Below are 23,913 nucleotides of genomic sequence, written 5' to 3' on the forward strand. Positions count from 1 at the left end.
CCAGGCGTCGCCGGGCGTGCACAGACTGTGGACACTCATGTGGAACGTCCCCGTCCCACGTCCACACCCCGGGGCCGGTGCGGGGGACCGACCGGCCCTCCGGACACGGACCCACCTGTGGACGGCGGGTGCGGAGCGACGAACCAGAGGAACGGGAAGGGACACAGACGATGGCCGACTCCCCGGTCGACCTGGCCACGGTCTGGGACCAGATCCGCGAGCGGCTCTCCAGCAGCCTGTCCCCCCAGCAGAAGGCCATGCTCGAACTGACCCGCCCGCTGGGGCTGGTCGAGGACACCGCCGTGCTGGCGGCCCCCAACGAGTTCACCCAGACCGTGCTCGAGTCCCGCATGCGGATGCAGCTGGCCGACGCGCTCTCCGCGGAGTTCGGCCGGGCCATCCGGGTCGCGGTGCAGCTGGAGGACACCCCGGCCCCGCCGGCTCCGGACACCTCCCGGCGCGAGGCCGACCACGACGACCGCCGCTGGTCACCGGCCGACCGGGAGCGCCCGCCGGCCGACGGACCGGTCGCGGACTGGCCGCCGGCCGAGCGCACCGCCGCCGAGCGCGCCCGCGCCGCGCAGGACCGGGCCGCCGAGGACCGGGCCGACCGGGACCGGGTCGACGACGGCCGCAGCGCGTTCGGGGTCCGCTCGGACGCCGTCCGGGGCGGGGACCGTCCCGACACCGGCCGGGGAGGGCCCGGTCAGGGCAGCGCGTGGTTGCCGGAGTCCGGCGACGGCCGCGACTGGTCGCGGGGGGCACCCCGGGAGGACGCCGTCCCCGAGTGGTCACCCGCCGGCGCGGAGTCCGGCATCGGCGTCGGCGTGCAGGGCCGGCTGGCCCCCTGGGACCGGGACGCCGGCGACGAGGCCGAGCAGCTGACCGGGCGCGGACCGGCGGAGGACCGGAACGGTGACCGACGTCGCGGCGGGGGCGCCGTCCCGCTGTTCGCCGACCGCCGTCCGGCCGGGCTGGACCCGGGCCTGAACCCCAAGTACGTCTTCGACAGCTTCGTCATCGGCAACAGCAACCGGTTCGCCCACGCGGCCGCCGTCGCCGTCGCCGAGGCGCCGGCGCGGGCCTACAACCCGCTGTTCATCTACGGCGACTCCGGGCTGGGCAAGACCCACCTGCTGCACGCGATCGGGCACTACGCGGCGCGGATGTTCCCCAACGTCCGGGTGCGCTACGTGAGCACCGAGGAGTTCACCAACGAGTTCATCAACCTGGTGCACTCCGGCCGGGCCGAGGACTTCCGCCGCCGCTACCGGGACATCGACTTCCTGCTCATCGACGACATCCAGTTCCTGGAGCGCGCCGAGCGGACGCAGGAGGAGTTCTTCCACACCTTCAACACGCTGCACAACGCCAGCAAGCAGATCGTGATCACCTCCGACCGCGCGCCGAAGAAGCTGACGACGCTGGAGGACCGGCTGCGGACGCGGTTCGAGTGGGGCCTCATCACCGACGTCCAGGCGCCGGACCTGGAGACCCGCATCGCGATCCTGCGGAAGAAGGCCTGGGGCGAGCGGCTGCAGGCACCCGACGCGGTGCTCGAGTTCATCGCCAGCAAGGTGCAGACCAACATCCGCGAGCTCGAGGGCGCGCTGATCCGGGTCACCGCCTTCGCCAGCCTGAACAAGCAGCCGGTCGACCTGGCGCTGGCCGAGCTCGTGCTCAAGGACCTGATCAGCGACGAGCAGGGCCCGCAGATCACCGCGGCGATCATCATGGCGGCCACCGCCGAGTACTTCTCCGTGACGATGGAGGAGCTGCAGGGCGCCAACCGCAGCCGCACGCTGGTCAACGCCCGGCAGATCGCGATGTACCTGTGCCGGGAGCTCACCGAGCTCTCCCTGCCGCGGATCGGCGCCTCGTTCGGCGGCAAGGACCACACCACGGTCATGCACGCGGTCAAGAAGATCACCGGCCTGATGAGCGAGCGCCGGGCCACCTACACGCAGGTCACCGAGCTCACCGCCCGGATCAAGAGCCGCGCCCGCCAGTAGGGCCCGGCGCCGGCTCCGGACAGGTCACCCGACCCGTCCGGGGCCTCGTGCTGCCCGCTCCCGGCCCGTGGGCGACAGAGCGCCGCGGTGGACGATCGTCGCCCTTTGTCGCCTTGTCCCCAGATCTGTGCACAGGTTGGGGAGATCCCGTCCCCACCGCTCCACCGCAGGTGGACCGGCCGGTGGAGCCCGCCCGGCCGGGGCCGGCGACGGCACCGGCACGACAGCGGCGGCCGATGTCCCCTCCCTGTCCACAAGTCGTCAACCGGTGACGGTGGACGACCGGGTCGGACGGGGCCGGTTGCCCACGGGCTGGGGACGGACCTGCGGGCGGAGCGGGGATGCGGGGTGGACCGGGCACGGCGACACGTGCACAACGGTCGAGTTGTCCACGTGTCGACACAGGACGACGGTCGTCGGCCCACAGCGCACCAACAGGGGCACTTCCGGGCTGACGTGCACGAACAGGTCGAGTCCCCAGCATCCACACCCGTGATGACGAGGATGAGCTATCTATCCCGAGGAGTTCTCGAACCACACTCTGGGTGGGGACGGACCGGACCGGGGCCGGTCGGCCCGCGATCCGGGGCCTCCGGCCGCACCGACGAGAGCAGCTGGGGAGTCCATCGCACGGGGGACTGGTCAGACAGGGGGCCGGACAGGAGAGGATGGCGCCGCACACCCCGCCGCACGAGCGGGCGGACGAGAAGCAGGGATGGGTCTCCACATGAAGTTCCGGGTGGCACGTGAGGTGCTCGCCGAGGCAGTCGCCTGGACCGCGCGCAGCCTGCCGCCGCGGCCGTCGGTGCCGGTCCTCGCCGGGATCCTGCTCGAGGTCGAGGGCAACCAGCTGTCGGTCTCCGGCTTCGACTACGAGGTCTCCGCGCGCTCGGAGGTCGACGTCCAGTCGACCGAGGGTGGGCGCACCCTGGTCCCGGGCCGGCTGCTGGCCGAGATCACCCGGGCCCTGCCCCCGCACCCGGTCGACGTGGTCGCCGAGGGCGCCCGCCTGTCGATCTCCTGCGGCAACGCCCGGTTCAGCCTGCCGACGCTGCCGGTGGAGGACTACCCGTCGCTGCCCTCCCTGCCGTCGACGGCCGGCGTCGTCGACAGCGACGCGTTCGCCGAGGCCGTCGGCCAGGTCGCCGTCGCCGCCGGGCGGGACGACACCCTGCCGATGCTCACCGGTGTGCGGCTGGAGATCGAGGACGACCTGGTCACCCTGGCCGCCACCGACCGCTACCGCCTCGCGGTGCGGGAGTTCGCCTGGCGCCCCGAGACCCCCGGTCTCTCCGCGGCCGTGCTGGTGCCCGCGCGGACCCTCGCCGACGCCGCCAAGACGCTGACCAGTGGACCCGAGGTCGTGCTGTCGCTGAGCTCGAGCGGCTCCGGTGAGGGCATCCTGGGCCTGTCCGGCAAGGACCGGCAGACCACCACCCGGCTGCTGGACGCCGAGTTCGTGAAGTACCGCGCGATCATGCCGACCGAGTCGGCGTCGTACGCCACCCTCCCGGTCGGGCTGTTCACCGACGCGGCCAAGCGGGTGGCGCTGGTCGCCGACCGGGGCACCCCGCTGCGTTGCGAGTTCACCCCGGGCCAGGTCACCCTCCGGGCCGGCGGCACCGACGACGAGGGCCAGGCGGAGGAGCGCTGCGACGTCGAGTTCGACGGCGACCCGCTGACCATCGGCTTCAACCCGACGTTCCTGCTCGACGGGCTGGCCGCGGTGCACACCGAGCGGGCGCGGATGGACTTCACGACCGCGCTCAAGCCCGCGGTCCTCTCCGGTGTGCCGGAGCCCGCCGCGCAGGACGACGGTGCTCCCGCGCCGGCCGAGCGCCCGGGCAGCTACCGGTACCTGATCATGCCGGTGCGGCTGCCCGGCTGAGGGCCCGCCGTCGCGCGTGCCGCCGCAGGCGAGCACGATGGGGCGAGGAAGATCCCGGTCCGGAACCGGGAGCAGGGCCCGCAACGTCGCGTGCGCCCACCGAGACCACCCGCGGGGATTCCGCGGGTCACGAGCGTGGAGGAGGACCGGACGTGCAGCTGGGGCTGGTCGGGCTGGGCAAGATGGGCGCCAACATGGCGGAGCGGGTGCGCCGTGCCGGCATCGAGGTCGTCGGGTACGACCGTTCGCCGGGCAAGCGGGACGTGGACAGCCTCGAGGCGCTGATCGCGGCCCTGGAGGGCCCCCGCATCGTCTGGGTGATGGTCCCCTCGGGGGAGCCGACCCGGGCGACCGTCCGGGAGCTGGGCGACCTGCTCAGCCCCGGCGACGTGATCATCGACGGCGGGAACTCGAAGTTCACCGACGACAAGATGCACGCCGAGCTGCTGGGTCCGAAGGGCATCGGCTACATCGACGCCGGCGTCTCCGGTGGCGTGTGGGGCCTGGAGAACGGCTACGCGCTCATGGTCGGCGGCAGCGCCGAGGACGTCGCGAAGGCCCAGCCGGTGTTCGACGCCCTCAAGCCGCCGACGCCGCACGACGAGTCCGGCGACGCGATCCCCGGCGCGGGCTTCGTGCACGCCGGTCCGTGCGGTGCCGGGCACTTCGCCAAGATGGTCCACAACGGCATCGAGTACGCGATGATGCAGGCCTACGGCGAGGGCTACGAGCTGCTGGCCGCCGTCGACCTGATCGAGGACGTCCCGGGCGTCGTCGCCTCCTGGACCCAGGGCACGGTCATCCGCTCCTGGCTGCTGGACCTGCTGGTCCGCGCCCTGCAGGAGGACCCGGCGCTGGAGAAGATCACCGGCTACGCCGAGGACTCCGGCGAGGGCCGGTGGACGGTCGAGCAGGCGATCGAGCACGCCGTCCCGATGCCGGCGATCTCCGCCTCGCTGTTCGCCCGCTTCGCCTCCCGCCAGGAGGACTCGCCGACCATGAAGGCGGTCGCCGCGCTGCGCAACCAGTTCGGTGGGCACGCCGTGCAGGCCGTGCAGCAGCAGGAGGCCGAGAAGCCCGCGTGATGAAGGACCCCCTTGCCCCCCACCGCTCGCAGGCTGGCGGCGGGGCCCTGCAAGGGGGCCGTTCCAGCACGTCACCTGCCCGGCGTGGGGGGCACGGGGGCCGTGCCCCCCACGCCAGGAGGACCTGACCGTGTACGTCCGGCACCTGCAGGTGGCCCAGTTCCGCAGCTGGGAGGCCGCCGACCTGCCGTTGACCCCCGGGCCCACCGTGCTGGTCGGGCGCAACGGGCAGGGCAAGACCAACCTGGTCGAGGCGGTCGGGTACCTGGCCACCCTGGGCAGCCACCGGGTCTCCGCCGACGCACCGCTGGTCCGGCACGGCGCCGAGCAGGCGATCGTCCGGGCCGCGCTGCGGCGACAGGACCGCGAGCTGCTGGTCGAGGTGGAGATCAACCCCGGGCGGGCGAACCGGGTCCGGGTCAACCGGGCGCAGCTGCCCCGCCCGCGGGAGCTGGTCGGGCTGGTCCGCACGGTGCTGTTCGCGCCGGAGGACCTGTCCCTGGTCCGCGGTGACCCGGCCGAGCGCCGCCGCTTCCTCGACGACCTGCTGGTCAGCCGGACGCCCCGGCTGGGCGGCGTGCGCAGCGACTACGACCGGGTGCTCAAGCAGCGCAACGCCCTGCTGAAGACGGCGAAGCTGGCTCGCGGCAACGCGCTGGCGACGCTCGACGTGTGGGACGGCCACCTCACCGACCTCGGCGGTCAGCTGCTGGCCGCCCGGCTCCGCCTGGTCGCCGCCCTCGCGCCGCACGTGGCCGCTTCCTACGCCGGCGTCGCCGGACCCGCCGCCGATCGGGCCGCGCTCGGCTACAGCAGCACCGTCCCGCTGGCCGGCGACGGGTCGCCCGTGGACCCGGGCCGCCCGCTGCCGGACGCCGCGGAGCTCGCCGCCGGGCTGCGGGACCGGATCGCCGAGCGGCGCCAGGAGGAGGTCGACCGCGGGGTCACCCTGGTCGGGCCGCACCGCGACGACCTGGTGCTGCACCTGGGCCCGGCGCCGGCCAAGGGCTACGCCAGCCACGGGGAGTCCTGGTCGTTCGCCCTGGCGGTCAAACTGGCCTGCTTCGCGCTGCTGCGCGAGGACGGCGACGACCCCGTGCTGGTGCTCGACGACGTCTTCGCCGAGCTGGACGCCGACCGGCGGTCCGCGCTGGCCGAGGTGGCCGTCACCGCCGAGCAGACCCTGATCACCGCCGCGGTCGCCGAGGACGTCCCCGCGGCGCTGCGCGGCACCCGGGTGGAGATCGCCGACGGGCAGACCCGCGTCGTCCGCCCCGAACCAGGGCTGCCGCTCGAGGAGGTCACCGGTGTCTGACCAGCCGCCCGCCGACCGCCCGGCGCGCCCCTCCGACATCGCCCGGGCTGCTCTGGACGCGGCCCGGGCGGCGTCGGCGTCCCGACCCCGGCCCACCCGCCGCCGCGTCGCCGGGCCACGCCGCTCCTGGAGCGGGCCCGGCCCCGGCGCCGACGACCCGCAGCCGCTGGGCTCCCTGGTCGACTCGCTGGTCAGCCAGCAGGACTGGACCGCCCGCACGAAGGTCGGCGCGGTGTTCGGCCGCTGGGACTCCCTGGTCGGCCCGGACATCGCCGCCCACTGCCGGCCGGAGTCGCTCAACGAGGGCGAGCTGCTGGTCGTCGCCGAGTCCACCGCCTGGGCCACCCAGCTGCGCCTGCTCGCCCCGTCCATCCTGGGCCGGCTGCGGGCCGGCGTCGGCGGGGACGTCGTGACGAAGTTGCGCGTTGTGGGTCCGACGGCACCGAACTGGAAGAAGGGCCCGCGCACCGTCCGGGGCCGCGGTCCGCGGGACACCTACGGCTGACGCCGCCCCCAGCACCAGCCCCAGCACGCGCCCGAGCCCTTCGAGGAGGACACCCAGATGAGCAGCCCGCGCGACCGCGACGGCTTCGACGACGGCGGACCGGAGGGCTGGCGGGAGCCGGCACACCTGGGCGGCGACCCCGACGCCGGCCGGCCGGCGGACACCCCCAGCCGCCCGCCGAGCCGCCGCGCCCGGACGACGGCTCGGACCACCGCACCGACGACGGCCCGGCCGGCTGGCAGCCACCGGGCTGGGACCTGCCGGCGGTCGATCCCCAGCGCCCCGACCCCCAGCGCCCTGACGCCCCGTCGCCGTCGGCTCAGTACCCGTCGGCCCAGTACCCCGCGGCCCCGCGGCCAGATGCCCAGCAGCCGGACGCCCAGCAGTGGCCGCCCGGTCAGCCGCCGGTGGCCGATCCGCGGGAGTCCGGTGCGAGCGCCCCGCCCCGCGGTGGCGGTCTGTTCGGGGGCGGGGGACTGTTCGGCGGCGGTCGCCGGGAACGCCGTCCCGGCGCCTTCGAGCAGGCCTTCGCGCCGCAGGGCGACCCCTGGGGGACCCAGGCGTGGGCTGCGACGGTCGGGTGGACCCCCTCCGACGGCACCGGGCCGGAGGACGCCGCCCTGGCCCAGCTGGTCGCGACCGCACCCGTGCGCCCGGGCAAGGAGGACCGGCCGGGGAACGTGGTGCGCGGGCGGGGCAACGGCCTGGACCTGGTCGCCTGCGACGTCCTGTCCCCGCTGGGCCGGGACCGCTGGCAGAGCACGCACGCCGTCACTGCGGCCCCCGTGCTGGGCGACGTCCCGGCGTTCCGGCTGACCCCGGCCCGGTTCTGGCGGCACGGCACCGGTGGTCTGCTGCACATCCCCAGCCCGGACCCGGAGTTCGACCGTCGGTGGGTGCTGCTCGGCGCCGAGGACGGACCCCAGCTGCGGCGGCTGGTCGACGACCCGCTGGTCCGCCAGCTGCTGCTGGGCAGTGACGACGGCGACGAGCTGTGGGCCGCGGCCGGCTACGTGGCGGCCATCCGCCCCGACGGCCAGCGCCCGCAGCTGATCGAGCACCACGCCCGGCTGCTGGCCGCCGTCGTCGGCGCCCTCGCCGCGGCCGCCTGAGCGGCACCCCGCTGAGCGAGGCCACCGGCGGGCGGACCCAGCAGCCCACCGCCGGGTTCCGCGACCTGCTGCCCCTCCTGCAGCCGCACCGCCGCGCACTCGCCGCCGCGGCAGGGCTGTCGCTGGTCGCGGGGGCCGGGGCGTTGGCCCAGCCGGCGCTGGTCGGCCGGGTGATCGCCGCGGTGGGCGCAGGCGACCCGGTGCTGCCGGTGGTGGTCGTCCTGGTCGTGGTGCTGGTGGCCGCCGCCCTGCTCGGCGCCGGCCAGCAGTACCTGCTCCAGCGCACCGCCGAGGGGGTGGTGCTCACCACCCGGCGCCGGCTGGTCGACCGGCTGCTGCGGCTGCCGGTCGCCGAGTACGACCGGCGGCGCACCGGCGACCTGATGTCCCGGGTCGGCTCGGACACCACCCTGCTGCGGGCCGCGGTCACCAGCGGGGTGGTCGAGCTCGCCGGGTCGGTGGTCGTCGGGGTCGGCGCGCTGATCGCGATGGCGCTGGTCGACGTCTGGCTGTTGCTGGTCACGGTCGTCGCCGTCTCGGTGGGCGTGACCACCGCGGTGCTGGCCGCCCGCCGGGTGCGGGCGCTGTCCCGCCAGGCGCAGGAGGAGGTCGGGGCGATGAGCGCGGCCGTGGAGCGGGTGCTCTCCGCCGTGCGCACCATCCGCGCCAGCGGCGCCACCACCCGGGAGGTCGCCGGGGTCTCCACCAGCGCGGAGCGGGCCTACCGCGCCGGCGTCGCGGTGGCCCGGCTGGAGGCGCTGGTCTCCCCGGCCGGGTCGATCGCCGTCCAGGGGGCCTTCCTCGCCGTGCTGGGCCTGGGTGGCTGGCGGGTGGCCACCGGCTCGATCGCCGTCGCCGACCTGGTGGCCTTCATCCTCTACCTCTTCCTGCTGGTCATGCCGCTGGGTCAGCTCATCGGCTCCTGGACCCAGCTGCAGGCCGGCCTCGGCGCGCTCGCCCGGGTGCAGGAGGTGCTGGCGCTGGACCCCGAGCACGACGAGGTGCCCGAGCGCCGGCCCGCCGGTGGCGCCGCGGCGGTGCTGCGGGTGCCGACGGCCGGTGACCCGGTGCCGCTGCTCGAGCTCGACGGCGTCGACTTCGCCTACCCCGGCGGCGGGGAGCCGGTGCTGCGCGGGGTCTCCCTCACCGTCCCCGCCGGCAGCCGCACGGCGCTGGTCGGCCCGTCCGGGGCGGGCAAGTCGACCGTGCTGGCGCTGGTCGAGGGCTTCTACCCGCTGACCGGCGGCGCGGTCCGCTGGGCCGGCACCGACGTCCGGGAGCTGCCCCGGGCAGCGCTGCGGTCGCGGATCGGCTACGTCGAGCAGGAGGCGCCGGTGCTGGCCGGCACCGTGCGGGAGAACCTGCTGCTCGCCGCGCCGGACACCGCCGAGGCCGAGCTGTGGCGGGCGCTGGCCGACGTCGGCCTCACCGGGGTGGTTGCGCGCTCGCCGCTGGGCCTGGACGTGCCGGTCGGGGACGACGGCGTGCTGCTCTCCGGTGGTGAGCGGCAGCGGCTGGCGATCGCCCGGTCGCTGCTGTCCCGCCCGGCGCTGCTGCTGCTCGACGAGCCGACCGCCAGCCTGGACGCCCGCAACGAAGGTCTGCTGCGGGACACCCTCGCCGCCGCGGGCGCGGACCGGGCCCTCCTGGTGGTGGCCCACCGGCTGTCCACCGTGCTGGACAGCGACCGGATCGTGGTCCTGGAGGGCGGCCGGGTGGTCGCCGCTGGTACGCACGACGAGCTGCTCGACGTCAGCCCGCTCTACCGCGAGCTGGCCACCGCCCAGCTGCTGGTGTGAACGGCACCGTTCCACGTGGAACGGCGAGGGTGGTCCCGCACGCCGCCAGTCGCCGCGAGGCGGCGTGTCGACACGAGGGTCAAGACGGGTGGTGGTGCGGGTCGCGGGAGACGCTCTGACGCGACGTGGGGGCGTGCATCGCACGCCTGGGCTGTACCGACCCGGTACTCTGGAGGAGACACACCGCCAGCAGCCCGCTGAGCGCCACCCTGCGCCCCTCGACACCGTCGTCGCATGCGCGCGGACGGTTGCGGAGCTGCGCGAGAGAAGGGCCCCCCGTGGTCGCTGCGCCCCAGAACGAGACCGCCTACTCCGGCAGCTCCATCACCGTCCTCGAGGGACTCGAGGCGGTCCGCAAGCGCCCCGGCATGTACATCGGCTCGACCGGCGAGCGCGGCCTGCACCACATGGTGTGGGAGGTCGTGGACAACGCCGTCGACGAGGCGCTGGCCGGTTACTGCGACACCGTCCGGGTCACGCTGCTGGCCGACGGCGGCGTCCGGGTCGAGGACAACGGCCGTGGCATCCCGGTCGACATGCACCCGGTGGAGAAGCGCCCCACCGTCGAGGTCGTCATGACCATCCTGCACGCGGGCGGCAAGTTCGACGGCAAGAGCTACGGCGTCTCCGGTGGTCTGCACGGCGTCGGCGTCACCGTGGTCAACGCGCTGTCCACCCAGCTGGACGTGACGGTCTGGACCAAGGGCAAGGAGTGGCGCCAGCACTACACCGACGCCAAGCCCGGTCCGCTGGAGGAGGTCGGCACGACCGACAAGCGCGGCACCTCCATCACCTTCTGGGCCGACGGGTCGATCTTCGAGACGACGACCTACTCCTACGACACGATCAACCGCCGCCTGCAGGAGATGGCCTTCCTCAACAAGGGCCTGACCATCGTGCTGCGCGACGAGCGCCCCGGGCACGGCAAGGCCGAGACGGGCATCGGCGACGACTCGCTGGCCGAGGCGGCCGTCCCGGTCGAGGCGGCCGACGAGGCGTTCGAGCCGACCGAGGTCACCTACCGCTACGACGGCGGCCTGGTCGACTACGTCGCGCACCTCAACCGGCGCAAGTCGCCGATCCACCGCTCGGTGATCGGCTTCTCCGCCGACGGGGTCGGCAAGAACGACACCGCGATGTCGGTCGAGATCGCGATGCAGTGGTCCGACGCGTACTCCGAGTCGGTGCACACCTTCGCCAACATCATCAACACCCACGAGGGCGGCACCCACGAGGAGGGCTTCCGCGCGGCGCTGACCTCGATCGTCAACCGCTACGCGGAGGAGAAGAAGCTCCTCAAGGGCAAGGACGACAAGCTCACCGGCGACGACATCCGCGAGGGCCTCGCCGCGATCGTCTCGGTCAAGCTCGGCGACCCGCAGTTCGAGGGCCAGACGAAGACCAAGCTCGGCAACACCGAGGTCAAGGGCTTCGTGCAGCGGGTGTGCAACGACCAGATCGGCCACTGGTTCGAGGCCAACCCGGCCGAGGCGAAGACCATCATCACCAAGGCCGCCTCGGCCGCGCGGGCCCGCCGGGCCGCGCAGGACGCCCGCAAGCTGGCCCGCAAGAACCTGCTCAGCGTCAGCGGGCTGCCGGGCAAGCTGTCGGACTGCCGCTCCACCGACCCGCGGAACTCCGAGATCTACATCGTCGAGGGCGACTCCGCCGGCGGCTCGGCCAAGTCCGGCCGCGACTCGATGTTCCAGGCGATCCTGCCCATCCGCGGCAAGATCATCAACGTCGAGAAGGCGCGCATCGACCGGGTGCTGAAGAACACCGAGGTCCAGTCGATGATCACCGCCTTCGGCACCGGCATCCACGACGAGTTCGACCTGGGGAAGCTCCGCTACCACAAGGTCGTGCTGATGGCCGACGCCGACGTCGACGGCCAGCACATCTGCACCCTGCTGCTGACCCTGCTCTTCCGCTTCATGCGGCCGCTGGTCGAGGCGGGGCACGTCTACCTGGCCCGCCCGCCGCTGTACAAGATCAAGTGGGGCGGCAAGACCGGCGACGAGTACGCCTACTCCGATCGTGAGCGCGACGCGCTGCTCAAGGCCGGCGCCGACGCCGGCCGCAAGGTGCCCAAGGACGACGGCATCCAGCGCTACAAGGGCCTCGGCGAGATGAACGCCAGCGAGCTGTGGGAGACCACGATGAACCCCGAGACCCGGCTGCTGGGCCAGGTCACCCTGGAGGACGCCGCGGCCGCCGACGAGCTGTTCAGCATCCTCATGGGCGAGGACGTCGTCGCCCGCCGCAGCTTCATCACCCGCAACGCGAGGGACGTCCGCTTCCTCGACGTCTGAGGGAGGACCCCCGCCCCCGCGCCCCGCTCCGCTCGGCGCGGGCCCTGCGAGGGGGCCGGTGGCCCTGCCGGGCCGATGAGCTGCATCTCCCATCCACCGCTGTGTATCGACTTGTGGAGAACCAGAAGTGACAGAGACACCCAGCCGCGACCGCGTCGAAGCGGTCGATCTCCAAGAGGAGATGCAGCGCAGCTACATCGACTACGCGATGAGCGTGATCGTGGGCCGTGCGCTGCCCGAGGTCCGCGACGGTCTCAAGCCCGTGCACCGCCGCGTGCTGTTCGCCATGTACGACCAGGGCTTCCGTCCCGACCGCGGGTACGTCAAGTGCGCCCGCCCGGTCGCGGAGGTCATGGGCAACTACCACCCGCACGGCGACTTGGCGATCTACGACGCCCTGGTGCGGCTGGCCCAGCCCTGGTCGATGCGGTACCCGCTGATCGACGGTCAGGGGAACTTCGGCTCGCCGGGCAACGACCCGCCGGCCGCCATGCGCTACACCGAGTGCCGGCTGACCCCGCTGGCCATGGAGATGCTGTCCGGGATCGACGAGGAGACCGTCGACTTCCAGGCCAACTACGACGGCCGCACCCAGGAGCCGGTGGTCCTCCCCTCGCGGATCCCCAACCTGCTCATCAACGGGTCCGCGGGCATCGCGGTCGGCATGGCGACCAACATGCCGCCGCACAACCTGCGCGAGGTCGCCGAGGCGGCGTACTGGGTGCTCGACCACCCGGACGCCGAGGCCGAGGAGATGCTCACCGCCTGCATGGAGCGGATCAAGGGCCCGGACTTCCCGACCCACGGTCTGATCGTCGGGCGCGAGGGCATCGAGGACGCCTACCGGACCGGCCGGGGGTCGGTGCGCATGCGCGCCGTCGTCACCGTCGAGGAGGACAGCCGGGGCCGGGTGCAGCTCGTCGTCACCGAGCTGCCCTACCAGGTCAACCCGGACAACCTGGCCGAGTCGATCGCCGAGGCCGTCAAGGAGGGTCGCCTCCAGGGCATCAGCGAGATCGCCGACGAGTCCAGCGACCGGGTCGGCCGTCGGCTGGTCATCACCCTGCGCCGCGACGCCGTCGCCAAGGTCGTGCTGAACAACCTCTACAAGCACACCCAGCTGCAGACGACCTTCGGCTGCAACATGCTCTCCATCGTCGACGGCGTGCCCCGCACGCTGCGGCTGGACGAGCTGGTCAAGCACTGGGTGACCCACCAGATCGAGGTCATCGTCCGGCGCACCCGCTACCGGCTGCGCAAGGCCGAGGAGCGCGCGCACATCCTGCGCGGCTACGCCAAGGCCCTGGACCAGCTCGACGCGGTCATCGCGCTCATCCGCAACAGCGCGTCGGCCGACGCCGCCCGGACGGGCCTGATGGAGCTGCTGGACGTCGACGAGATCCAGGCGGTCGCGATCCTGGACCTGCAGCTGCGCCGGCTGGCGGCGTTGGAGCGGCAGCGGATCCTCGACGAGCTGGCCGAGATCGAGGCCCGGATCGCCGAACTGCAGGCCATCCTCGACTCCCCGGCGCGGCAGCGGCAGATCGTCCGCGACGAGCTCCAGGAGATCGTGGAGAAGTTCGGCGACGACCGGCGCACCCAGTTCGTGGCCAACGACGGTGACGTCTCGATGGAGGACCTCATCGCCGAGGAGCAGGTGGTCGTCACGATCACCCGCACCGGCTACGCCAAGCGCACCAAGGCCGACCTGTACCGCTCCCAGCGGCGCGGCGGCAAGGGCGTGATGGGCGCGCAGCTCAAGCAGGACGACCTGGTGCAGCAGTTCTTCGTGGGCTCCACCCACGACTGGATCCTGTTCTTCACCAACAAGGGACGGGTCTACCGGGCCAAGGCCTACGAGCTGCCGGAGGCCGCGCGCACCGCCCGCGGGGCGCACGTGGCCAACATCCTGGCCTTCCAGCCGGACGAGAAGATCGCCCAGGTCATCCAGATCAAGGACTACACCGTCGCCCCGTACCTGGTGCTCGCCACCGCACGGGGCCAGGTGAAGAAGACCCGGCTGACCGACTTCGACTCCCCCCGCAGCGGCGGCGTCATCGCGATCAACCTGCGCGAGGGCGACGAGCTGGTGGGCGCGGCGATGATCAGCCCCGACCAGAACCTGCTGCTGGTCACCCGCAAGGCGATGTCGATCTGCTTCAAGGCCGACGACGCCCAGCTGCGGCCGATGGGGCGGGCGACCGAGGGCGTGCGGGGCATCTCGCTGGCCGACGACGACACGCTGCTGTCGATGATCGTCGTCCAGGAGGGCGTCGACGTGCTGGTCGCCACCGAGGGCGGCTACGCCAAGCGCACCGGGATCGAGCACTACCCGGAGCAGGGGCGCGGCGGCAAGGGCGTGCTCACCGCCGACCCGAAGGCCCGCAAGGGCCCGCTGGTCGGTGCGCTGGCCGTGGTCCTCGGTGACGAGCTGTACGCCATCACCTCCGGCGGCGGCGTGATCCGGACACCGGTCAACGGGGTGCGGCACACCCGGGACCGCGCCACCATGGGCGTCAAGCTCATGAACTTGCCCGAGGACGTGTCGATCGTGGCGATCGCGCGTACGACGGACAACGACGAGCCCGAAGCCTAGGCTGGAACGGATGCCAGCCCGGGGACGGGACGACGACGTCCCTCCCCGGGCTGAACGACGAACCGGTGTCGACCGGTGGACAGCGCCCGTGGGTGCACCACCGGGAGGTGCCTCGGCGCGGTGGATGCCGCTGGTGGACAGGAGACTGGGATGAGCGACCGGACCCGCAGTTCGGTACGTACCGACTCCCGTGAGGAGACCGGCACGCCGGACGCGGGAACGCCGCCCGAGACCAGCTCCGGCTCCAGCGGTGCCACGGGTGCCGGGCACGAGCGGCCCGGTTTCGACGACACCGCCCGTACCGCGGCGGCCCGGCCGGAGGCCGCCGAGTCGTCCACGCGCTCCGGCCGCGGTGCCGCGGCCACGCCCCCGCCGGTGGACGCCACCCAGGCGGTGACCCTGCCCCCGGCCGGTGCGACCCCGCCACGGACCACCCGGCCCGCCGACGCCACCCGCTCCGCCGAGCCAGCCGCCGACGGTGCAGCCGGCAGTGCGCCCGCCAAGGCCGGCGCGTCCGGGAAGGGCCGGAACGCCGGACCGGGTCGCGGACCCCGGCGGGCCCGGCTGCAGCTGCGGCACATCGACACCTGGTCGGCGCTGAAGATCTCACTGGTCGTCTCGATCGCGCTGTTCTTCGTCTGGATGGTCGCCGTCGCCATCCTCTACGGCGTGCTCGGCAACCTGGACGTCTTCGACACGCTCAACGAGGTCTTCGCCCAGCTGCGCACCGACGACGGTGGCGGCGGTGACGTGATCACCGCAGGCATCGTCTTCTGGGGCGCGGCGATCATCGGCGCGGTCAACATCGTGCTCCTGACGGCGCTGTGCACCGTCGCGGCGTTCGTCTACAACCTCTGCTCGGACCTCGTCGGCGGCCTCGAGGTCACCCTCGCCGAGCGGGATTGAGCTGACCGCGACCCTCCGGGTCGCAGCGTGCACATCGCGACCCTGCCGGGCCGCAGCGTGCACATCGCGACCCTCCGGGTCGCAGCGTGGCCAGGTGCCGTCCCCCGGCGGCGTTGAGCCGTTGCCTGGTCGCCCGAGCAGGGCGCCTCCGGCCCCCGTGCTCGGCCGCCAGAGGCGGCTCGCGCCGCCGGCGTGGTGCCGTCCCCGACCGTCGACGTCGGGTCACCACTCCGCTCGTCGGGGGCCCGGTCACCCCCCTCGGCAGCGGGCTGCCGGGGTCGCGTAAGCTCCTCACCGGTCCACGGGCCTGTAGCTCAGGCGGTTAGAGCGCATCCCTGATAAGGATGAGGCCGGAGGTTCAAGTCCTCCCAGGCCCACCCGTGCACCAGGATCCGGCCGGCTCGCACGAGCCGGCCGGGCCCGGTCACCCACAGCGGTCGCCGGGTCGCGGTGACCGCACAGTTCGAGGAGGTCACCGGGTGCTGAAGAAGCTGGCGGTCGCAGCGATCGCTGCCAGTGCCGTCGTCGCCGTCCGCAAGCGTTCCGCCGGCAAGGGCGAGGCCGACCTCTGGGCCGAGGCCACCCGCGGACCGGGCGCCGTCAGCACCCCCCGCTCCTGAGCCAGCGCACGACCCGGTCGGGCCGTGCACCCGGGGACGTAGCTCAATTGGCAGAGCACCGCCTTTGCAAGGCGGGGGTTAGGGGTTCGATTCCCCTCGTCTCCACTCCATCAGCCAGTCGCGCCGGCCGGCGACCCGGGTGCCCGGGCGAGCTCGCGGGCAGCAGTGGGAGAGTGGTGTCGTGACCGAACAGACCCCCGCCGCACGGCGCGCCGTCCTGCACACCAACCACGGCGACATCACCGTCGACCTGTTCCCCGACCACGCCCCCAAGACGGTCGCGAACTTCGCCGACCTGGCCGAGGGCGCCCGCGAGTGGACGCACCCCGCCACCCGGGAGAAGACGACCGACAAGCTGTACGACGGCACGATCTTCCACCGCATCATCAGCGGCTTCATGATCCAGGGCGGCGACCCCCTGGGTCAGGGCTTCGGTGGCCCGGGCTACCAGTTCGGCGACGAGTTCCACCCGGAGCTGGCGTTCGACCGCCCCTACCTGCTGGCGATGGCCAACGCGGGCCCGGGCACCAACGGCTCCCAGTTCTTCATCACCGTCGGCCCCACCCCGCACCTGAACCGCAAGCACACCATCTTCGGTGAGGTGGCCGACCAGGCCGGCCGCGACGTCGTCGACAAGATCGCCGCCGTGCGCACCGGCCGCAACGACCGCCCCGTGGACGACGTGGTCATCGAGTCGGTCGAGGTGCAGCGCAGCTGACCACCCCTGACGGGACCGGGGGCACCGGCGGGGTCGACCCGCAGCCGGTGCCCCCGGCCGCGACCTGTTACCGGCACCCGGACCGGCCCACCGGCGTCCGCTGCACCCGCTGCGGTCGGCCGATCTGCCCCGAGTGCATGATCCCGGCGTCGGTCGGGTTCCAGTGCCCGGACGACGTCCGCGCCGGCGCAGCCGAGATCCGGCAGCCCCGCCGCACCACCGGCGTGCGCGTGGCCGGCCGCCGCTGGGGCGTGGTCACGCTGGCGCTGATCGCGCTCAACGTCGCCGTGGCCCTCGCCACGGCGGTCTCCGCGGCCACGGTGGACGTCAACCCGTTCAACAGCTTCTCCTCCCCGCTGCAGAACGACTTCGCGATCAGCCCCATCACGATCGACGCCGGCGAGTGGTGGCGGGTGGTCACCAGCGCGTTCACGCACATCGGCCCGGTGCACCTGGCGCTGAACATGCTGGCGTTGCTGCTGTTCGGGTCGGAGCTGGAGCGGCAGCTGGGCCGCCGGCGGTTCCTCGCCGTCTACCTGGTCTCCGCGCTGGGGGGCTCGGCCGCGCTGCAGCTGTTCGGCTCCTACTACGGCTCGGTGGTCGGGGCCTCGGCCGCCATCTACGGCCTGCTGGGGGCGCTGGGCGTCGTGCTGCTGCACCAGAAGCAGGACCTGCGCGGTCTGCTCACCCTGCTGGCGATCAACCTCTTCATCAGCTTCCTGCCCGGGGTGTCGCTGCTGGGTCACCTCGGTGGCCTCGTGACCGGTGCGGTCGTCGCCGCCGTGCTGGTGTTCGGGCGACGACGCCCTGCCCTGCAGATCGCCGGCGTCGCAGCGGTCTTCGTCGTCCTGCTGGTGCTGGTGTTCGGGGGGCTGCGCTAACCCGGAGCGTCCGGGGCGAGCAGCGCCTCGGCCACCGCCGCCGGGTCGGCGCCCAGGTCGCGCCGACCCAGCACCACCAGGACGGCGTCGTCCCGCGCGTCCTCCAGCTCCAGCGTGCGTCCTCGCACCCCCCAGCGGCGCTGCTCACGCAGCCGCACCCGCAGCGCCGGCCAGGCGATGGTCGTGGCCCGCAGCAGGCCGCGCACCGTCACGCCCTCCGGTCCGACGATCAGCCGCGGGCGCGCCACGGCGTCCCGCACGGCGACCACGCCCAGCAGGAGGGCGGCGGCACCCAGCAGCAGGCGGCCGGCCGGGTCGGAGAAGACCGCGGCCACCGCCAGGGCGAGGCCGACGGCGGCCAGGGCGACCGTCTCGCCCGGCCGGGGAGACCACTGCACCCCGCCAGCTTGTCAGCCGCCCGTGGTCTACTCCGTCCGGGACGTCCGGCACCACCGGGCTCCCGCCCAGCCGGGTCAGCGTCGACACGAGGAGGGGTCATGCGCGATGCCGTCGTCTGCGCCGCGGTCCGCACACCGGTGGGCCGCCGCCGGGGTGGGCTGGCCGGCGTGCACGCCGCCGACCTGTCCGCGACCGTGCTCACCGCGCTGGTCGACCGCACGGGGATCGCCCCGGCGGTGGTCGACGACGTGATCTGGGGCTGCGTCACCCAGGTGGGAGAGCAGACCAGCAACATCGGCCGGGTCGCGGTGCTCGCCGCCGGCTGGCCGGAGTCGGTGCCCGGCACCACCGTCGACCGGCAGTGCGGCTCCTCCCAGCAGGCCGTCGCCTTCGCCGCTGCGACGGTCGTCAGCGGGCAGGCCGACGTGGTCGTCGCCGGTGGGGTGGAGTCGATGAGCCGGGTGCCGATGGGCTCCTCGGTGGGGGACGGGTCGGCGGGCAGCCCGCTGGGCCCGGCCTTCCTCGCCCGCTACGGCGGCGTGGCCCCGCACCAGGGGGTCGGGGCGGAGCTGATCGCCGCCCGGTGGGGGCTCAGCCGCACCGAGCTCGACGAGTACGCGCTGCGCTCGCACGAGCGGGCGGGCAAGGCCCGGGCCGACGGGGCCTTCGACGAGGAGCTGGTCGCCGTCCCCACCCCCGACGGCACCCTCGTCACCGCCGACGAGGGCATCCGGAGCGGCGGCACCCTCGAGCGGCTGGCCGCGTTGCCCACGCCCTTCCAGGCCGGCGGGGTGATCAGCGCCGGCAACGCCAGCCAGCTCTCCGACGGCGCCGCCGCGCTGCTGGTCACCACGTCCGACCGGGCCGCCGACCTCGGGCTGACGCCGATCGTCCGGGTGCACACCACGGTCGTGGCCGGCGACGACCCGGTCGCCATGCTGACCGCGCCGATCCCGGCCACCCACAAGCTGCTGCACCGGTCCGGGGTCCGGTTGTCCGAGATCGGGTTGTTCGAGGTGAGCGAGGCGTTCGCCTCCGTGCCCCTGGCCTGGCTGGCGGAGACCGGCGCCGACCCGGCACGGGTGAACACCCGCGGCGGGGCGATCGCGCTGGGGCACCCGCTCGGCGCCTCCGGTGCACGGGTGATGACGACGCTGGTGCACGCGATGCGGTCCAGTGGCACCCGGTTCGGCCTGCAGACGATGTGCGAGGGCGGAGGCCTGGCCAACGCCACCCTGCTGGAGCTCGTGACGGACTGACCGCACCCGGTCCGCAGGTGCTGTGCACAGCCCCGTCCCCCGGCAGGGCGGGGTGGCGCTGCCACGGCGTCCGTCCACAGGCCGGAGAAGTCGACAACACGCCCAGGAACGGCCCGTCACGCTCCTCGTTTGCGATCTCGGCGAACGGGTAGTAGGGCCCCGAGCACTGCCTGTCCGCGCCTCGGGCCGCTGGCCTTTCCCACAGGTGTGTACACAGCTGGGGACGGACTTCCACGGGTGTAGTTACCCTGCTGCCGTTTCTGCCCCACGAGTCACACGCCGGGTGTCTGCCCAGGTCAACGGCTCGTCCGTGGCCGGGCTAACTCCACATGTGGTGGACAACCCGGTGGACACCGGTGACCGCTGCCTGTGGACGCAGCAGGAGGCTGTGCACAGTTGAACGCTCCGTCGTCCCCCGGTCACGCTCCTGACCTGCACAGAGGTGCCAAGTCGACCCCGCCGGGGGGGTCACCGGGCGGTCACCCTCCCCCTGGGAACGCGAGAGGCCCCCGTCCCCAGGGGGACGAGGGCCTCGGCGGCGCGACCGGGCGGTCAGCGCCAGCGCATCGACATGACCAGGCCGGCCACCATGGCGCCGAAACCGATCGCGAAGTTCCACGCACCCAGGGACACCATGAAGCCGAGGTCATCGCCGGCCACGTAGTAGACGACGATCCACAGCAGCCCGATGAGCATCAGCGTGATCATGACCGGGGCGTACCACCGGGGACTGGGCTCGGCCGCTCGTGCACGCGACGCCGAGGACGGGAGGACGCCCTCGGGCGGCGTGTAGACCGACTTCTTGCGCACCTTGGACTTCGGCACCTGAGCGGACTCCCTCCCGGGCCGGAGCCCTGTCGCCCCGGCGTGACCTCTCCCCAGCCTAAGCTGCTGGGGGAGCTGACCACCCGCACGCCGGGCCAGGTCCCCTGTCCGGGTACCCGGACCGACCCCGTAGGAGGTGCTGGTGGCCCGCTGGTCACGTCCCACGGTGTGGACGGCTCTCGTCCCCGTCGTCGCGCTGGCGGCGGGTCTGCTGTTCGCCACCTCCGAACGGACGGCGCTCGGCACCGACCTGCGGTCCGGGGAGATCACCGAGCTGTCCCAGCTGATCCGGCAGCGGGACGCCGTCGCGGCACGTCAGCAGGAGGAACTGGTCCGGCTGCAGGCCCAGGTCCAGGCGCTCACCGACCAGGCGGCCAGCCGCGACGGTGAGGTCGCCGCGGTGCAGGCCGGCACCGACGTCAACCTGTCCGCCGCAGGGCTCACCCCGGTGCGGGGCGCCGGCGTGCAGATCGTGCTGGACGACGCCCGACGCCCGGCCGGCGGTGGGCTGCCCCCCGGCGCCACCGTGGACAGCCTCGTGATCCACCAGTCCGACGTGCAGGGCGTGGTCAACGCGCTGTGGGCCGCCGGCGCCGACGGGGTGGCCATCATGGGCCAGCGGTTGATCGCCACCAGCGCCGTCCGCTGCGTGGGCAACACCCTGCTGCTGCAGGGCCGCACCTACTCGCCGCCCTTCGTCATCACCGCCGTCGGCGACTCCGACGAGATGCGCGAGGAGCTGGCGGCCTCCCGCGACGTGACGCTGCTGCGCCAGGCCGCCGACCTGTACGGCCTCACCTACCGGGTCTCCGACGAGCGGCAGGTCGCGCTGCCGGCCTACGAGGGCCCGCTGGACGTGCGCTACGCCCAGGTCGACGCCGGCTGACCACCCGACGGGGGACCCGCCCGTGACGGGAGGGCGATCGGACGTGTACACCTGATCGAGCGGCACCCGCCCCGGCGGTGTGCGCAGTGCTCCTGTTCGCCGTCTCCCGTGGATCGAGGCCCCCCATGACCTGGCCCTGCGCCGACGTGCTGGTGGACCGGTGACCGCGCCCGTGGTGCAGCGGCCGGTGCTGGTCGTCGACAACTTCGACAGCTTCGTCTACAACCTCGTCCAGTACCTGGGTCAGCTCGGGGTCCCCAGCATCGTCCGGCGCAACGACGCGGTGACCGTCGCCGAGCTCGGCGACCTGGACGTCGCCGGGGTGCTCCTCTCACCCGGGCCGGGCACGCCCGTCGACGCCGGGGTGACCGTGCCGATGGTGCGGGCGGCCGCCGACGCCGACCTGCCGGTGCTGGGCGTGTGCCTGGGCCACCAGGCGATCGCCGAGGCCTTCGGTGGCGTGGTGGGCCGGGCGCCGGAGCTGCTGCACGGCAAGACCAGCGAGGTGGTGCACGACGGCGTGGGTGTGCTCGCCGGCCTGCCGTCGCCGTTCACCGCCACCCGCTACCACTCGCTGGCCGTGGAGGCCGACAGCGTGCCGGCCGAGCTCGAGGTCACCGGGCGGACGCCGTCGGGCATCGTGATGGCGTTGCGCCACCGGGAGCTGCCCATCGAGGGCGTCCAGTTCCACCCGGAGTCGGTGCTGACCGAGGGTGGTCACCAGCTGCTGGCCAACTGGCTGACCCGCTGCGGGCTGGCGCCGGACCCGGCGGTCGTCGCCTCCGCCGCCGCGACCGTGCGCCGGCTGACGACGGCCACCGTCTGACCCGTTCGACGTCCTGCTGAACGGACGAGGGCCCCTCCCGGTGATCCGGGAGGGGCCCTCGTCCGTCGGTGCCCTGCTGCCTCAGCCGCCCGGGGCGGGCGCGGTGTCCGTGGGGGTGGCGGTGGGCGTCGCGGTGGGGGTCGCGGTGGGCGTCGCCGACGGGGTCGGGTCGGCCGGCTCGGGGATGGCGATCAGCAGGGTGATCGTGTCGTCGGCGGTGACCTGGGTCCGGGCACCGGGCTCGGTGCCGGCGATGGTGCCGGCCGGCAGGTCGCTCCGCTCGACGTTCTGGGCGGTGATGTTGCCGGCCGGGATCCCCGAGTCGATCAGCGCCTGGCGGGCTGCCTGCTCGGTCCGGCCGGTGACGTCGACCAGTTCGATGCTGCCGGTGGAGAGGCCCAGGGTGAACGTCTGGTCCGGCGCGGCCTGGGTGCCCTCACCGGGGTCGATGGAGACCACCCGGCCGGCCGGCTCCAGCGAGTCCACCTGGCTCGTGTTGATCGAGGTGAACCCGGCGCTCTCCAGGCTGGCGCGCGCACCGGACTCGGTCAGGCCGATGACCTCGGGCACGGTCACCGTCTCCGGTCCGGCGCCGATCACCAGCGCCACCGGGGTGCCGGGCTCGACCTCGGTGCCGGCCGCGGGGTCGGAGCTGAGCACCCGGTCGCGCTGCTCCTCGGTGCTCTCCGCCGTGGTGATGGTGCCCTCGGTTAGGTTCTCCGCCAGGATGGCGGCCAGCGCCTCCTGCCGGGTCAGGTCGACCAGCGTCGGGACGGTGGCCATCTCCACGACGGGTTCGGTCGGCTCCTCGTTGCTGTTGAGGGCGATGAGCACACCGACGACCGCGGCGATCAGCACCAGCGCCCCGATGACCGCGGCGATGACCTTGTTCCGCCTGCTCCGGCGGGCCGCCTCGTCGTCCTCGGCGCCCCAGTCGCCATCGTCGTGCGGACCGGCGGCGACGCCACTCATGATCGTGGTCTTCTCGGCGTCGCTCATCACCGGCGTGGCCTCCACCCGCTGGCCGGCGACCGCGCGCAGCAGGTCGGCGCGCATCTCGGCCGCCGACTGGTACCGGTTGGCCGGGTTCTTGCTCATCGCCTTCAGCAGGATGGCGTCGAGCTCCGGCGGGATCTCGGGGTTGATCGACGACGGGGTGCGGGGGTCCTCGCGCACGTGCTGGTAGGCGACCGCCACGGGGGAGTCGCCGGTGAACGGCGGGCTCCCGGTGACCAGCTCGTAGAGCAGGCAGCCGGCGGAGTAGACGTCCGAGCGGGCGTCGACGCCCTCACCGCGGGCCTGCTCCGGCGAGAGGTACTGCGCGGTGCCGATGACCGCAGCCGTCGAGGTCATCGTCGCTGCGGAGTCCGACACCGCCCGGGCGATGCCGAAGTCCATGACCTTGACGGTGCCCTGCGGCGTGATCATCACGTTGCCGGGCTTGACGTCGCGGTGCACGATGCCGTTCCGGTGGCTGAAGTCCAGCGCGGCACAGATGTCGGCGGTGAGCGACATGGCCCGCTCCGGGGACAGCCGGCGTTCGTGCCGGACCACGTCGCGCAGCGTCTCGCCCTCGACGTACTCCATGACGATGTAGGGCGTCGCGCCGGTGGCCGTGCGGTCCTCGCCGGTGTCGTAGACGGCGACGATCGCCGGGTGGTTCAGCGACGCCGCGGCCTGCGCCTCCCGCCGGAAGCGCACCTGGGAGGACGGATCACGGGCGAGGTCCTGGCGGAGCACCTTGACGGCGACCTCACGGCCGAGCCGGAGATCGCGCCCGCGGTGCACCTCCGCCATGCCACCGCGGCCGAGCACCCCGCCGATCTCGTAGCGCTCACCGAGCACCTGGGGCGTGGTCATCGGGGTTCCTCTCGGGCCGTGCGGTGGACCGGCGCCGACGACCGGGTCTGCGCCACGCCGTCGCGGAGCCTAATCGGTGCGGCGCCCGGCACCGGCGCGACGCGAGCAG

19 protein-coding genes and 2 tRNA genes are annotated in these 23,913 nt (G+C 73.5%); 18 read left to right on the forward strand and 3 right to left on the reverse strand.

Features of this window, described 5'->3' with window-relative positions; translation table 11 throughout:
* Positions 1–170 precede the first annotated feature (170 nt).
* The 15 genes from dnaA (at position 171) to JD78_RS17530 (ending at position 17,749) form a co-directional block, all read left to right on the forward strand.
* The gene (gene dnaA, locus JD78_RS17460) at positions 171–2,012 is read left to right on the forward strand and encodes a chromosomal replication initiator protein DnaA (protein ID WP_153359371.1); all 1,842 of its coding nucleotides are present in this window, start codon (positions 171–173) and stop codon (positions 2,010–2,012) included.
* Between the two features lie 727 nt (positions 2,013–2,739).
* Positions 2,740–3,900 carry a DNA polymerase III subunit beta gene (gene dnaN, locus JD78_RS17465; protein WP_153359507.1) on the forward strand — a complete coding sequence of 387 codons (1,161 nt, stop codon included), beginning with the start codon at positions 2,740–2,742 and terminating at the stop codon, positions 3,898–3,900.
* Between the two features lie 152 nt (positions 3,901–4,052).
* Positions 4,053–4,985, forward strand: coding sequence for a phosphogluconate dehydrogenase (NAD(+)-dependent, decarboxylating) (gene gnd, locus JD78_RS17470; RefSeq protein WP_153359369.1), 933 nt, complete (start codon positions 4,053–4,055; stop codon positions 4,983–4,985).
* 130 nt (positions 4,986–5,115) lie between these two features.
* Entirely contained in the window at positions 5,116–6,300 is a 1,185-nt protein-coding gene (gene recF, locus JD78_RS17475) for a DNA replication/repair protein RecF (protein ID WP_153359367.1), read from the forward strand.
* Positions 6,293–6,805: a DciA family protein gene (locus tag JD78_RS17480; protein WP_153359364.1), complete on the forward strand. Its 513-nt coding sequence runs from the start codon at positions 6,293–6,295 to the stop codon at positions 6,803–6,805. The genes recF and JD78_RS17480 overlap by 8 nt, the downstream gene beginning before the upstream one ends.
* 407 nt (positions 6,806–7,212) lie before the next feature.
* A complete protein-coding gene (locus JD78_RS17485; protein WP_166521255.1) occupies positions 7,213–7,917 on the forward strand; it encodes a hypothetical protein in 705 nt (234 codons plus the stop codon).
* 122 nt (positions 7,918–8,039) lie between these two features.
* Entirely contained in the window at positions 8,040–9,716 is a 1,677-nt protein-coding gene (locus JD78_RS17490) for an ABC transporter ATP-binding protein (protein ID WP_279526877.1), read from the forward strand.
* Between the two features lie 278 nt (positions 9,717–9,994).
* A complete protein-coding gene (gene gyrB, locus JD78_RS17495) occupies positions 9,995–12,028 on the forward strand; it encodes a DNA topoisomerase (ATP-hydrolyzing) subunit B (protein WP_153359359.1) in 2,034 nt (677 codons plus the stop codon).
* Positions 12,029–12,155: 127 nt separating this feature from the next.
* On the forward strand, positions 12,156–14,624 hold the full coding sequence (gyrA, locus tag JD78_RS17500) for a DNA gyrase subunit A (protein ID WP_153359357.1): 2,469 nt from the start codon (positions 12,156–12,158) through the stop codon (positions 14,622–14,624).
* Between the two features lie 150 nt (positions 14,625–14,774).
* A complete protein-coding gene (locus JD78_RS17505; protein WP_153359355.1) occupies positions 14,775–15,530 on the forward strand; it encodes a DUF3566 domain-containing protein in 756 nt (251 codons plus the stop codon).
* A gap of 303 nt (positions 15,531–15,833) precedes the next feature.
* A tRNA-Ile gene (locus JD78_RS17510) sits at positions 15,834–15,907 on the forward strand.
* A gap of 102 nt (positions 15,908–16,009) precedes the next feature.
* Entirely contained in the window at positions 16,010–16,150 is a 141-nt protein-coding gene (locus JD78_RS17515; protein WP_166521256.1) for a DLW-39 family protein, read from the forward strand.
* A gap of 32 nt (positions 16,151–16,182) precedes the next feature.
* A tRNA-Ala gene (locus tag JD78_RS17520) sits at positions 16,183–16,255 on the forward strand.
* A 76-nt stretch (positions 16,256–16,331) separates the two neighbouring features.
* Positions 16,332–16,868 (forward strand): peptidylprolyl isomerase, encoded by a 537-nt coding sequence (locus JD78_RS17525; protein WP_153359353.1) that lies wholly within the window; start codon positions 16,332–16,334, stop codon positions 16,866–16,868.
* A gap of 137 nt (positions 16,869–17,005) precedes the next feature.
* The gene (locus JD78_RS17530; protein ID WP_153359351.1) at positions 17,006–17,749 is read left to right on the forward strand and encodes a rhomboid family intramembrane serine protease; all 744 of its coding nucleotides are present in this window, start codon (positions 17,006–17,008) and stop codon (positions 17,747–17,749) included.
* On the opposite strand, the gene JD78_RS17535 is transcribed toward JD78_RS17530, so the two are convergent.
* A complete protein-coding gene (locus JD78_RS17535) occupies positions 17,746–18,147 on the reverse strand; it encodes a PH domain-containing protein (protein WP_153359349.1) in 402 nt (133 codons plus the stop codon). The two genes, JD78_RS17530 and JD78_RS17535, sit on opposite strands and share 4 nt — an antisense overlap.
* Before the next feature lie 99 nt (positions 18,148–18,246).
* On the opposite strand from JD78_RS17535, the gene JD78_RS17540 reads away from it, so the two are divergent.
* Positions 18,247–19,407: a thiolase family protein gene (locus tag JD78_RS17540; RefSeq protein WP_153359347.1), complete on the forward strand. Its 1,161-nt coding sequence runs from the start codon at positions 18,247–18,249 to the stop codon at positions 19,405–19,407.
* Between the two features lie 552 nt (positions 19,408–19,959).
* On the opposite strand, the gene crgA is transcribed toward JD78_RS17540, so the two are convergent.
* Positions 19,960–20,232, reverse strand: a complete 273-nt coding sequence (crgA, locus tag JD78_RS17545; RefSeq protein WP_153359345.1) for a cell division protein CrgA — start codon at positions 20,230–20,232, stop codon at positions 19,960–19,962.
* Positions 20,233–20,374: 142 nt separating this feature from the next.
* On the opposite strand from crgA, the gene JD78_RS17550 reads away from it, so the two are divergent.
* Positions 20,375–21,118: a DUF881 domain-containing protein gene (locus JD78_RS17550; RefSeq protein WP_228395093.1), complete on the forward strand. Its 744-nt coding sequence runs from the start codon at positions 20,375–20,377 to the stop codon at positions 21,116–21,118.
* Positions 21,119–21,278: 160 nt separating this feature from the next.
* Positions 21,279–21,944 (forward strand): aminodeoxychorismate/anthranilate synthase component II, encoded by a 666-nt coding sequence (locus JD78_RS17555; RefSeq protein ID WP_243731072.1) that lies wholly within the window; start codon positions 21,279–21,281, stop codon positions 21,942–21,944.
* An 81-nt stretch (positions 21,945–22,025) separates the two neighbouring features.
* Here JD78_RS17555 and pknB read toward each other — a convergent pair whose 3' ends face one another.
* A complete protein-coding gene (gene pknB / locus JD78_RS17560; protein ID WP_166521257.1) occupies positions 22,026–23,804 on the reverse strand; it encodes a Stk1 family PASTA domain-containing Ser/Thr kinase in 1,779 nt (592 codons plus the stop codon).
* Between the last annotated feature and the right edge of the window lie 109 nt (positions 23,805–23,913).

The sequence above is a fragment of the Modestobacter roseus genome, assembly GCF_007994135.1.
GTDB lineage: Bacteria > Actinomycetota > Actinomycetes > Mycobacteriales > Geodermatophilaceae > Modestobacter > Modestobacter roseus.

Bases quoted from the DNA above. Each gene is read 5' to 3' on its own strand.
- dnaA (WP_153359371.1), top strand. From the start codon at position 171: ATGGCCGACTCCCCGGTCGACCTGGCCACGGTCTGGGACCAGATCCGC.
- dnaN (WP_153359507.1), top strand. From the start codon at position 2,740: ATGAAGTTCCGGGTGGCACGTGAGGTGCTCGCCGAGGCAGTCGCCTGG.
- JD78_RS17505 (WP_153359355.1), top strand. From the start codon at position 14,775: ATGAGCGACCGGACCCGCAGTTCGGTACGTACCGACTCCCGTGAGGAG.
- JD78_RS17530 (WP_153359351.1), top strand. From the start codon at position 17,006: ATGATCCCGGCGTCGGTCGGGTTCCAGTGCCCGGACGACGTCCGCGCC.
- JD78_RS17540 (WP_153359347.1), top strand. From the start codon at position 18,247: ATGCGCGATGCCGTCGTCTGCGCCGCGGTCCGCACACCGGTGGGCCGC.
- pknB (WP_166521257.1), bottom strand. From the start codon at position 23,804: ATGACCACGCCCCAGGTGCTCGGTGAGCGCTACGAGATCGGCGGGGTG.